Genomic DNA, 10,174 nt, shown 5'->3' with positions numbered 1-10,174 from the left:
TTCAAATAACGATTTTGTTTAGTTTTCTCTAAATAAATTAACTGCCACTTACAAACAACGATACCGAGCTCTTCCTCGCTGCATTCAATTGTAGTTTTAAAATACAATTAAATCCAAATAATTCATAAATAGTGATAGTATTAAATATAAATAATACGGGGGGTGTTTTTATTTGGAAAAAGCGGTGTAAAAAGATTTAATTAAAGTTATATCCATAACTGTTATAGGCTGCATTCTTGTGTTATTATCCTATTTTTCCGATATTTACCAGATTTTTAAAGTCATTGAAAATGACTTTTTTATTTAAATAGCTATTTTGTTATAAAGACGCTGATAATCATTCTGCCTTCAATTTCTCTTGGAATCTCACAAACGTTTCATTTGAGAATCGAACAGCTGCACTTGGATACTTATATTGATAAAAACCATCATCGAATTGTATCTTTGTTTTGTCGTACCAATATTGAAATGCTACGTCATTTGAGTACTCGTCCAAATCTACTTGTAATTCCTCAATGAGTTTCCATTCTGCCTTGTATCCTCGTCTGTAAAGCGCCCTTCTCTACAATCGTAAACTAAATTCTCTTTAAGATATTTAATGGTTCCTTCAATATCAACTACATCTTCATTTGCGATTTTACAAAGCATCTGATCCGATCTTCTGCTAAGTAAGAATTCTCCTATGCTTTCGTTTTCTCTTAATCGAATTAATAATGTTTGGAAAGGGGGTGTAATATGGCAGAAATTAAAGTAGGACTTACACAATTTCTAGACTTCACACTGAAAAGTAGTGCAGCTAAAACAAACTTTGTAAAAAATCTAAAATCTCAACCTGAATATCAACCAGCCTTTGATTACTGGAAACAATTACGAGACACTGTTATTAAATTTCATCAAAACGAACTACCTTTTGAATGTTTTGAAACATTAGTACAAACGGTTGATCAGAAGAAAAAGCAAAACTACATTGATGTTATAAAGCAGTACAAAAAATTTATTAAAAACAAAGACGTCTCTTGGTTCGATCCAGGTAAATCACATTGGATATCAGATGGTTTAATCGTCCGCTCATCACCTGAACTCGGTTTGCTCATTAATGATGAGCCGCATCTTATCAAACTGTTTTTCAAAGGGAAAAAAGAGCGAATTGATAAATACAACATCAACTCAACACTGACATTATTAAATGAATCAACATTTTCAAATGAACATAACGATGTGAATTATACGGTCCTTAACATCCAAAAGAACAGAATGTATACGAATAACTCTATTAATAATGATCATTTAATAGCACTTGAATCAGAAGCTAACCAGCTTTGTTATATATGGAATAAGATGTAAAGGGTACTAGTCATCTCTTTCAATACATTGTTCATGCATAATTTGGGCACAATTTTCACAAATCCGTTTCGTTTAATTGAAGCTCACCTTCTTGTTCCTCACAAACAATGCAGGTGGGCGTTTTTTCGAAAATAGTTTCTTTCTCCATTTCAACATCCTAACTCACCTCCTCTGAAAGAGTAATGTAATGAGCTTTTCTACAACGCTTGCATCGACCCACTGACTTCTTAAACGCTGAATGATTCCGTTAATATTTTTACAATCCCTTTCGCATTCCACATCATGTTTTTCTTTCGCTCGATATAGTGCTGCAAGTTCTCTTCTGGTCAGTCGAGCTCCCTTAATCCATGTACAAAGTCCAATTATCACCAAGTGATTTATATATTGATAAAATAGCATACAAATGCAATATCGTGCTTTTAAGAGAAAATATTGATTCATACTACATAGCGAATGATTTTATTAGGTTGTTTGTTCTCGACACACGCCTATCTCAAGAACAGCAACGTGAAGTATTCTTCCATGATCTTTGCCATGTTCTTCGTCATGCTGGTGTGCAAGGAATAATGCCACCTGCTTTTCGTGAGTTGCAAGAGTCGGATGCGGTACGTTTTACCAGGCATGCAGCAATCCCCACGCATATGTTACCTTATATCCCTTCCGAAAAAGATGTTATTGATGATATGTCCAAGATGTTTCAAGTAACTCCTAAATTATATAAAAAACATATTGCACAAATTCACAATAGAATTCAATTGCAGGAGCGGTTAGCATAAATTATTATATCCGAAGAAGAACTTTAAATAAGATAAGAGGACCTTCTACTCTCTTTTCCATTTCATTCGACAAAGGCATACAAATAAGATAAAGTATATTTGCTATGTTTTTTCGAAAAAAAAATGTATACCAATAGATAATCGGGGGAAATGATATGGGACTTTTCGGTACAAAGAATCCAAAAACTATTACAGATAACTGTTTTTCTTGGAAAGATAACGTAATTGAAATTACAGAAAGCGGTTATTTACAGAGCAAAGGGCTTATCAATATGGTTCGTATCCCTGTTCGCCACATTGATACCGTTACATATTCCATCAACACTTTAAAACCGTCCGTGAGCGTAGATCTTAACATTATAGGTAAGGGTGTTGTATTAGGAGTTATAACTGTGGGATTAGATTTGAAAGACGAAGTTCAAGATTGGTTACTTGATAAACTTGAAAAATAGATACCTGTAAACAAAAAAGCACAGTGCTGATTGTCACTGTGCTTTTTAATCTTTCAAATCCCCGTTCCTGGATCAGAGATCGCTTTCCATCCTGTACCTGGTTCCTGTGATTCTTTTGAATAACACAACATAATTACCATCCTCCCTCTGAATCAGTAATGTACTTTAAACCTCTACATAAGTTATTGCAAAGTATGTTATGATTCTTAATTTCAGTGAGTGTTAAAAACTGGTTCACTAACCTTTATTCAAATAGCGTTTTTGTTATAGCCTTTTTAACCTGTCTTTTCCTTTAATCTTTACTTTCCAACCCAAGATTTTAATTGATTTAATTGATAGTACTTCCGCTTTTCTATCATTAGGAGCGTAAATTTCATCTCCTACTTTCAAATCACCATCTTGTATCATTAACTCAAAATCATAGATCAATTTTTCCATTTAGTTCTCTTCCTTCTCAAATAACGATTTTGTATTAAATCCACACAACCCTAAGAAGCATATATACGATAACATGTGGTATTCTTTTTCAATATTAATTTTGGTCAGAGAGCGCATTGGAAAGCGCTCTTTTATGTTTAAATAAGGATTCTGTTCTGTTTTTTTATTTACGCTGTTTTCGTAAGAATTGTTGCTATCTTGACCATACTGATAAAAGGTTGACTTTCAACTAGTAAATTGGATTTAAAGGAGGGTTAACATGAAAGATGAATTAAGTATAAATATTTATTTAGATGAAACTGATACTCCGTTTTCAAGATATTATAGCTCAGATGATGTTCACCTAAGCTCTGACCTTGAAGATTTTATTTTGTCAAAGCTGCACAGTGGCAAAAGAAAAGAAGTAGAAATATTTTTTTCAGGTCAGAATGATTTTGACGAAAAGTCATTGAAGACTGCCACATTTAACACTTTTTCTAACCTCTTGAACGAAGAGGAATATACATATGCGAGAAATGTCAAAAAGGCTATTGTTTTGTTTGTGCTTGGTATTATTGTTGGGTTAATATTCTTGAAACTTTCAAGCACTCATGCCTATGTTGCAGGAGTATTAAGCATTGTGTGTTGGGTTTTTATTTGGGCAGGTACAGAGGTTTATTTTTTTGAAAATCAGCAAATCAAACGAAATATTAGAAAATGCAAGAATATTCTAAATGGTAATATGCACAAAAAATAGAATTTTAGTAAATATTTATATTTATAAAGCTGATTTTCGGATTCTACCTTGTGCATTTATTTAGGTTATTGTTTGGACTTGGAAATCGTGTTGAAGATTAATAGCGCCATACGAAGAAAGCTTTCATAAATACTTAAGACCTGGATTTAATCTAAGGTCTTATTTTCATCGCAAAAAAAACAACAATCTATACGAAAAGGGCCTTTATTTAAAACATATAAATAAAGGCAAGTAATTATCTTGATCATTACGCACGCCCTATCATGTCACCTATACAAAGTGCTCTTTTTTTGTTTGTATAATTAATTAATGCTTGTTTAAACTACAAATAGTTGGTCCTTTCCAAACACCAGCTTGCTTCCATTGTTGTTTCATTTCCCCTACATAAGAGAGGCTACAATCATACATAATGCTAATATCTTTATCTGGGATGCCTTGTTGATTCAATTCGCGTACACGCTCCGGAGTAAGCCCAATGGGTATATCTTTTCGTTTTCCAATTTAAACGATCATCACGAAGACCTGTATTATTGATGGTTGTATAATTTTTATCCTTACTAACTCTAAAAGTTGCCATCCCATCTACCCCCTTATGCAAATCGCGATGTAAAACTCATTTTCCTTAATGACTTTCTCTATCCGATAACCTGGATAACCAATTTGTATATAACGTGCAATCAACTGTTTTAATTCATCTGTTGATTGTGCTCTCTCCCACAACTTGCGAGAGAGAAGCACCTTTAATGTATTACTCACCTTCAATCACAAATTCAGCTTGTCCGTTACCTTCAGTTGAGTGTTCTACTTCAATTGGATCTACTTCAATGAATACTGGTTCTTCCGTGATATCTTTGCGAACCACTTCGTCATGCTGCGCTTGTGACTGAACTTCAAGACTGATTGGTAAGTATTTAAACATGTAACGAACCACTGTTTTCTTCGCCATTTCGTCATAGTCACTTGCCCATTGATTTTGAGAGAAGAACTTTATCAGTTAACCGTTCCCTCTCTCATATCACCAAAGAATTTCATGAACCTAAAACATCTTCAGGAAAAAGATTAATTGTTCTGCCTGAAATTACTTTACTGGCTCTTCAAGAACATCTTCAGAAGATAAATGAAGAAAAAGCACGTTATGGCGATGGATATAATAATTATGATTTGGTTTGCCCAACCTATAATGGTAACCCATGCAATTTCAGAAGTTTGACACAGCTCTGGAAAAAGCTTATAAAGAAAAGTGGGGTTCCTGATATTCGTTTCCATGATCTAAGGCATACCCATGCAACATTAATGTTGAAACAAGGTATTCATCCGAAGATTGTCAGTGAACGATTAGGACATAAAAGAGTAGGTATCACACTGGACACCTACTCACATGGTGTACCAGGACTTCAGGAAACTGCGGTGGATTAATTTCCAAACGAATTATTCGGAAAGAAAAACTCTCGTTAGAAGTTTTCGTTTCTAGGCAAAAACACCGCCTCAATAACTCTAAATATTATAAGTGAAAAAGGAGCAACAAAACATGAGAGAAATCAAGTCTGACAATGAATTCAAAGACATCATCGCAAGTGAGGAGCCAGTAGTTGTTAAGTTCTTTACTACATGGTGCCCGGATTGCGTGCGTATGGACAACTTTATCGGAGATGTAATGGAAGAGTTCAATAAGTTTGAATGGTATTCTATTAATAAAGATGAGTTCCCAAGTATTGCTGAAGAGTATCAAGTAATGGGTATTCCAAGCCTACTTGTATATCAAAATGGTGAAAAGTTAGGTCACTTACATAGTGCGAATGCAAAAACTGAAGAGCAAGTTACTGAGTTTTTAGAAGCATACTAAAAAACGAAAAAACCTCTGATAATTTTTCAGAGGTTTTTTAATTTGTTTTCAAAATGTTCTTTGTATTCGTTTCTTTATGCCATTGAACATAATAATGCTTTTTTCCTCTTCTTATCCAAGAATTTTTTTATCATTCCTTATATATAAGTCCCACAAGGAATTACAAACGATCATTTTGTGAAAAATATATATGAAAGGAATTATGCGAATCATTATTTTCGCCACCTTCTCCTATGCCATAATCATCATTAATTGTTTAACGACTTTCCGCTTTGTACTTTTCAACATTTTTTTCCTTAACGAAACTTTGTTATCCCCTTCTTAAAAAGCTATAAAACGTCAACAATGTTTGTATAGACCCACACGAGTTTCGTTTGATACTCTATGTATAGAAAGAAATTCCTTATAGGAAGGTGAGTGATTAAAATGGATTCTCTTTCTCATAAAGAAGCTGATAAAGGTGCTATTGTCAGCATTATGGCCTACATATTTTTATCCTCTTTGAAAATCATCATCAGTTATATCGCCCTCTCTAGCGCATTACGTGCTGATGGATTGAATAACTTAACGGATATTGGTGCTTCTTTAGCAATATTAATTGGCCTAAAAATTTCTCGTAAGCCTCGTGACCCAGACCATCCATATGGGCATTCGCGTGCAGAACAAATCGCATCACTTGTTGCTTCTTTTATTATGGCAACGGTCGGATTAGAAGTTGTGGTTAGTGCAATTCAATCGTTTTTAAATCCGAAACAAGCAGCGCCTAATATACTCGCTGCTTGGGTTGCTTTATTTTCTGCCGTCGTAATGTATTTCGTATATAAATATACGAAAAAGATTGCGATTCAAACAAAGAGTAAGTCATTAGAAGCCGCTGCAAAGGATAATTTATCAGATGCTCTCGTAAGTATTGGTACAGTAGTAGGTATTGTCGGTTCACAGTTCCAAATGCCTATTTTAGATCCTATTGCCGCTTTAATTGTCGGCCTTATTATTTGTAAAACTGCATGGGAAATTTTCGTAGAAGCTTCTCATATGCTAACGGATGGAATCGATCCAGATAAGATGGAAGAGTACGCTGATGCAATTGAACATATTGGTGGCGTGGAAAACATCGTAGATATTAGAGCGCGTATGTACGGGAATCAAACGTACGTCGATATTACAATCGAAGTAGATGCTCGTATGGATGTTGGTGAAAGTCATTGTATTACTGACAACATCGAAGCTATGCTTCGGAAAAAGTTTGGCATATATCATGCACACATTCATGTTGAACCAATGGAAAAAGAACCTATTATGACATAGGTTCTTTTTTAATGAACGCCTTATGAAATATAACACATAAAACGAGCCAGCTACCGCCCGCTGCCCATCCGGCTAATATGTCAGATGGATAGTGCACGCCAAGATAAATTCGGCTAACTGAAATAGATAATACAACAAAGCTTGCTATAAAAATAATCAGCAACTTTTTATGCAATGAAATACGATCTTCTGTAATTGTGACGTATGCAATAAATCCTAAAAAAGCAGTAGCATTCATCGTATGACCGCTCGGAAAGCTATAGCCAGTTGCTGTAACAAGCTGCGTCACATCAGGTCGTGCCCGTTCATACCATAGTTTGAGCATACTGTTCAAATAACGTGATCCGTAATAATTAATTGTTAGAAGTAATGCACTTAATATTTTTTTTCTAAGAAGAAAATACATTACAAGTATAATGAGTAACGGGAAATATATTCTTTTTGAACCGATAAAGGATACCCAAGTAAAATAGGTTGTCAAATAATCGTTTCGGAAACTTTGAATAAAGTGTGCGACTACATTATCAAATTTTTCAATACAAGCGGTATGATACGAAAGTGATAGTGCGACAAAACAAATGAGTAGTGTACAACTTAACAAGTATAAATGTCGATATCGTTTCACATACATAACCTCACTATGCAAAAAAATGGAGCGGTTGTTTTAGTTTTCCTCTCCATTTCTTTTTTATGCATAGTTTATTAAAAAATATAATTATTAATTTTTTGCTGCATCGCCGGGATATCTTCGCTTGTTACTGTAAAGCGAATAACCTTCTCATCAAGATCAAGAGCTTCTGCGAATAAACCAGCCAATCCACGTGATTTTCTATCTACTTCCATAATAATTTCTAATCGGTCGTGGGCACTTGGCAAAATTAATAATTCTAATTCATCTAATTTCCCATAATACTCTCCGGAAACTGGAATAAATTCAAATTCTTGCGCGAATGGAACTTGCTTACGTAATCGATACGGTAATTCTTCGCATTCTATATGACGCGCTTTAAAACCTAATTGATTTACACTATTTAATACACTGTTCAATAGTGCATTCGGCAACACTTGAATATAATCACGGTCACTTGGATCAATACTACGTTTAATATCAAGGCCTGTATGAACCCAAACCGTTTTCATTCCAAGTGTTAGTGGTGCTTCAATTGGCATTAAAAACGAAAATGGAATTTCCATTTTTTCATTTGGCTCTACAGAAAATGGATCTGTTAAACGAACTCGCTCTAAATCATACGTTGCCGTTACTTTTTTATCATCTACTTCTCTTACATATGACGTCGACAATGTTAAGTAAATGCTTTCAATTTGTTGGCTAACTGAACCCCCAGTTATATGAACCTTCCCTACTATCTCTTCTCCAACTATATACTTATCTCTTTCAAGAACAGTATCTACTTTTGCATTACCAATACCAACGCTTGCTAAAAACTTTTGAAACATGGAGTCTCCATCCTTTCTAAAGCGTAAGCTACATCTTTTTTCAAATCTTGTACATTCTCATAGTATGGCACTTTCATTTGTAACATTCGCATTAGCATGTCGCGATTATATTCTTCCAACACTAACTCTTCATACCAAGGTTTTTCCTTTTTTTCAGTCGATTCATAACCAGCATATAATAAAAATAATGCAAAATGACCGAGCGCATAAAAATCACTACGAAAGTGAACTTCTCGCATTAAAGCTTGTTCACCTTCATAAATAGTAGCACGCTCATCATCTTCCCCTTTAAATTTAGCCAATCCAAAATCGATAATACTAATCTGAGTTTCTTTCATTAATATGTTTGGAATACGTAAATCTCGGTGAATAATACCTTTATTATGAAAATACGAAACAATTCCTAGTACTTCATATAAAATCCCAAAAACTTCACGTTCACCATATACTTGCCCACCTAAGAAAATATAATCTTCGAAATTTTCACCCGGCATATACTCCATCACAAGAAAGTTCTTTTTCTCCCATATGAAATGATCATGTAGACTAGGAATTGACGTATGATTTAGTGTTTGTAAAATCACTTTCTCTTGCTCAAATGATTTTCTACCAGATTCATATCTTTGTTTACTTTGTCTTAATTGTTTTAAGACTTTATATTTATTTATTTGTAAATCATTAACGACATATGTAACCCCATAGCTGCCCATTCCAATTACTGATTCAATGTTATAACGCTCTGCAACGATTGTATTTTTTCGCAGTGGTCTATCAAATAAAGCTAGTATACGACGCCATTTCATCAGCTACTTGAAAAGAAGCTACGGCTTTTACGTTTTCTTTTATAATGCTGATGCCCATAAGACGAACGTCGTTTATAGTCGCTACTTGAATAAGAGCGCCCTCTACGGCGATAATCACTACTCGAATACGAACGGTATTTTTTCTTTCCTAATAAAGAATCAATAATTTTTTTGAACATCCCTTCACCTCTTGTATAAAATTTTCTTTTAATTATACCAACAATTCTTGTCTATATTTGTGACAAGTTTGTAAAGAGTAAAAAACGACGAGTTAAGCCCGCCGTTACTTTCAATCTTCCTCTTCATCAAAAACTTCATCAATCATGCATTTCTCTAATAAATACTCAAATGTAATATCTGCCAGGTCCTCAATTTCTTCTCTTTTTGGAACGTACCCTCTTTCAATTAGTCGCTCATAAAAAAACTCCGCAATCTCTTCCGTGTCAATTACGACTTCAATTTCCTTCATGAGCATCACTCCTTTATTTCTGTTTTATGAAAAAATCTCAAAATTATGTATATGAGATTAGAAAAATAGTTTTTTCTTTTTTATAAGTCATATCATGTAGGCAAAGGGCATACGATGTTAGTACAAGCTATCCAAAGGGGGAAATAATAATGGAATACCAATACGAAGTAGAGCAAACAAAAGAAGAGTTCATGCATGAAGATCAATGGGCAGACTCTCTTATTAAATGGCTTTTTATTTTTTTAGTAATTGTAGGCATACCTTATACTGCATATGTTGTTGTTCAATTTATTCTCTCTTTCTAGTTAACTATTTTTTCTCTGTCAATTTAACTAAATAATTTTGAACAACATCCATAACAATTTTATATTCTTCATCTTTAAATGTATCGAATAATAAATGATAATCATTATAAATATCTAATAACCCATCAATAATTTCTTGGCGATTCGTCTTTACACTTACTTTTTTCGAATTGTTAATCGACTTCAATTTTCCTAAATCCAATTTATTCATACCAGCTTTATCTTGTTTCATTTTCTTCAAA

The 10,174-nt window shown here is 33.9% G+C and carries 17 protein-coding genes and 1 pseudogene; 8 read left to right on the top strand and 10 right to left on the bottom strand.

Annotated features, from left to right (window positions below):
* Positions 1-337: 337 nt before the first annotated feature.
* Positions 338-496, bottom strand: coding sequence for a hypothetical protein (locus KI356_RS28315; RefSeq protein WP_238486229.1), 159 nt, complete (start codon positions 494-496; stop codon positions 338-340).
* Positions 497-735: 239 nt separating this feature from the next.
* Between KI356_RS28315 and KI356_RS24015 the strand changes: the two genes are divergently transcribed.
* From KI356_RS24015 to KI356_RS24005, 3 genes are all read left to right on the top strand, one after another.
* Positions 736-1,344, top strand: a complete 609-nt coding sequence (locus tag KI356_RS24015) for a hypothetical protein (RefSeq protein WP_212936673.1) — start codon at positions 736-738, stop codon at positions 1,342-1,344.
* A 347-nt stretch (positions 1,345-1,691) separates the two neighbouring features.
* Complete coding sequence (locus KI356_RS24010) at positions 1,692-2,120, top strand: ImmA/IrrE family metallo-endopeptidase (RefSeq protein WP_212936672.1); 429 nt, start codon at positions 1,692-1,694, stop codon at positions 2,118-2,120.
* 155 nt (positions 2,121-2,275) lie between these two features.
* Entirely contained in the window at positions 2,276-2,572 is a 297-nt protein-coding gene (locus KI356_RS24005) for a hypothetical protein (RefSeq protein ID WP_212936671.1), read from the top strand.
* A gap of 264 nt (positions 2,573-2,836) precedes the next feature.
* Here KI356_RS24005 and KI356_RS24000 read toward each other — a convergent pair whose 3' ends face one another.
* Positions 2,837-3,010, bottom strand: a complete 174-nt coding sequence (locus KI356_RS24000) for a hypothetical protein (RefSeq protein WP_212936670.1) — start codon at positions 3,008-3,010, stop codon at positions 2,837-2,839.
* Between the two features lie 259 nt (positions 3,011-3,269).
* On the opposite strand from KI356_RS24000, the gene KI356_RS23995 reads away from it, so the two are divergent.
* On the top strand, positions 3,270-3,746 hold the full coding sequence (locus tag KI356_RS23995; RefSeq protein WP_212936669.1) for a hypothetical protein: 477 nt from the start codon (positions 3,270-3,272) through the stop codon (positions 3,744-3,746).
* Between the two features lie 306 nt (positions 3,747-4,052).
* Here KI356_RS23995 and KI356_RS23990 read toward each other — a convergent pair whose 3' ends face one another.
* Together KI356_RS23990 and KI356_RS23980 are read right to left on the bottom strand one after the other, a co-directional pair.
* Entirely contained in the window at positions 4,053-4,193 is a 141-nt protein-coding gene (locus KI356_RS23990) for a hypothetical protein (protein WP_238486230.1), read from the bottom strand.
* A gap of 301 nt (positions 4,194-4,494) precedes the next feature.
* A pseudogene (locus KI356_RS23980) lies at positions 4,495-4,725 on the bottom strand (recombinase RecT); the annotation flags it as partial.
* Between KI356_RS23980 and KI356_RS23975 the strand changes: the two are divergent.
* The 3 genes from KI356_RS23975 (at position 4,707) to KI356_RS23965 (ending at position 6,897) form a co-directional block, all read left to right on the top strand.
* The gene (locus tag KI356_RS23975; RefSeq protein ID WP_238486228.1) at positions 4,707-5,162 is read left to right on the top strand and encodes a site-specific integrase; all 456 of its coding nucleotides are present in this window, start codon (positions 4,707-4,709) and stop codon (positions 5,160-5,162) included. The pseudogene KI356_RS23980 and the gene KI356_RS23975 overlap by 19 nt on opposite strands.
* Before the next feature lie 112 nt (positions 5,163-5,274).
* Positions 5,275-5,589 carry a thioredoxin family protein gene (locus tag KI356_RS23970; RefSeq protein ID WP_212936668.1) on the top strand — a complete coding sequence of 105 codons (315 nt, stop codon included), beginning with the start codon at positions 5,275-5,277 and terminating at the stop codon, positions 5,587-5,589.
* 426 nt (positions 5,590-6,015) lie between these two features.
* On the top strand, positions 6,016-6,897 hold the full coding sequence (locus KI356_RS23965; protein WP_128279952.1) for a cation diffusion facilitator family transporter: 882 nt from the start codon (positions 6,016-6,018) through the stop codon (positions 6,895-6,897).
* On the opposite strand, the gene KI356_RS23960 is transcribed toward KI356_RS23965, so the two are convergent.
* The 5 genes from KI356_RS23960 to KI356_RS23940 all read right to left on the bottom strand — a co-directional run bounded on the left by KI356_RS23960 (position 6,887) and on the right by KI356_RS23940 (position 9,627).
* The gene (locus KI356_RS23960) at positions 6,887-7,522 is read right to left on the bottom strand and encodes a phosphatase PAP2 family protein (RefSeq protein WP_002148169.1); all 636 of its coding nucleotides are present in this window, start codon (positions 7,520-7,522) and stop codon (positions 6,887-6,889) included. The two genes, KI356_RS23965 and KI356_RS23960, sit on opposite strands and share 11 nt — an antisense overlap.
* Before the next feature lie 77 nt (positions 7,523-7,599).
* On the bottom strand, positions 7,600-8,355 hold the full coding sequence (locus KI356_RS23955; RefSeq protein ID WP_212936667.1) for a sporulation protein: 756 nt from the start codon (positions 8,353-8,355) through the stop codon (positions 7,600-7,602).
* On the bottom strand, positions 8,337-9,158 hold the full coding sequence (locus tag KI356_RS23950; protein WP_212936666.1) for a serine/threonine protein kinase: 822 nt from the start codon (positions 9,156-9,158) through the stop codon (positions 8,337-8,339). The genes KI356_RS23955 and KI356_RS23950 overlap by 19 nt, the downstream gene beginning before the upstream one ends.
* Positions 9,158-9,337 (bottom strand): hypothetical protein, encoded by a 180-nt coding sequence (locus tag KI356_RS23945; protein ID WP_128279949.1) that lies wholly within the window; start codon positions 9,335-9,337, stop codon positions 9,158-9,160. The genes KI356_RS23950 and KI356_RS23945 overlap by 1 nt, the downstream gene beginning before the upstream one ends.
* 110 nt (positions 9,338-9,447) lie before the next feature.
* On the bottom strand, positions 9,448-9,627 hold the full coding sequence (locus KI356_RS23940; RefSeq protein WP_002012644.1) for a YozD family protein: 180 nt from the start codon (positions 9,625-9,627) through the stop codon (positions 9,448-9,450).
* Positions 9,628-9,776: 149 nt separating this feature from the next.
* Here KI356_RS23940 and KI356_RS23935 point away from each other — a divergent pair, with 149 nt between their 5' ends.
* Positions 9,777-9,932: a DUF3930 family protein gene (locus tag KI356_RS23935; RefSeq protein ID WP_128279948.1), complete on the top strand. Its 156-nt coding sequence runs from the start codon at positions 9,777-9,779 to the stop codon at positions 9,930-9,932.
* A gap of 4 nt (positions 9,933-9,936) precedes the next feature.
* Here the strand turns inward: KI356_RS23935 and KI356_RS23930 are convergent.
* The coding region (locus KI356_RS23930) for a YodN-related protein (RefSeq protein ID WP_498066722.1) at positions 9,937-10,174 on the bottom strand (238 nt) is incomplete at its 5' end.

Origin of the sequence: Bacillus hominis, from assembly GCF_018332515.1 — a bacterium.
GTDB lineage: Bacteria > Bacillota > Bacilli > Bacillales > Bacillaceae_G > Bacillus_A > Bacillus_A hominis.
The sequence above is the reverse complement of the archived record's forward strand: the minus strand, read 5'-3'. Positions and strand labels throughout refer to the sequence as shown.

Bases quoted from the DNA above. Each gene is read 5' to 3' on its own strand.
- KI356_RS23955 (WP_212936667.1), bottom strand. From the start codon at position 8,355: ATGTTTCAAAAGTTTTTAGCAAGCGTTGGTATTGGTAATGCAAAAGTA.
- KI356_RS24005 (WP_212936671.1), top strand. From the start codon at position 2,276: ATGGGACTTTTCGGTACAAAGAATCCAAAAACTATTACAGATAACTGT.
- KI356_RS23945 (WP_128279949.1), bottom strand. From the start codon at position 9,337: ATGTTCAAAAAAATTATTGATTCTTTATTAGGAAAGAAAAAATACCGT.
- KI356_RS24000 (WP_212936670.1), bottom strand. From the start codon at position 3,010: ATGGAAAAATTGATCTATGATTTTGAGTTAATGATACAAGATGGTGAT.
- KI356_RS23965 (WP_128279952.1), top strand. From the start codon at position 6,016: ATGGATTCTCTTTCTCATAAAGAAGCTGATAAAGGTGCTATTGTCAGC.
- KI356_RS23940 (WP_002012644.1), bottom strand. From the start codon at position 9,627: ATGAAGGAAATTGAAGTCGTAATTGACACGGAAGAGATTGCGGAGTTT.
- KI356_RS23935 (WP_128279948.1), top strand. From the start codon at position 9,777: ATGGAATACCAATACGAAGTAGAGCAAACAAAAGAAGAGTTCATGCAT.
- KI356_RS23950 (WP_212936666.1), bottom strand. From the start codon at position 9,158: ATGAAATGGCGTCGTATACTAGCTTTATTTGATAGACCACTGCGAAAA.
- KI356_RS24010 (WP_212936672.1), top strand. From the start codon at position 1,692: ATGTACAAAGTCCAATTATCACCAAGTGATTTATATATTGATAAAATA.
- KI356_RS23995 (WP_212936669.1), top strand. From the start codon at position 3,270: ATGAAAGATGAATTAAGTATAAATATTTATTTAGATGAAACTGATACT.
- KI356_RS23970 (WP_212936668.1), top strand. From the start codon at position 5,275: ATGAGAGAAATCAAGTCTGACAATGAATTCAAAGACATCATCGCAAGT.
- KI356_RS24015 (WP_212936673.1), top strand. From the start codon at position 736: ATGGCAGAAATTAAAGTAGGACTTACACAATTTCTAGACTTCACACTG.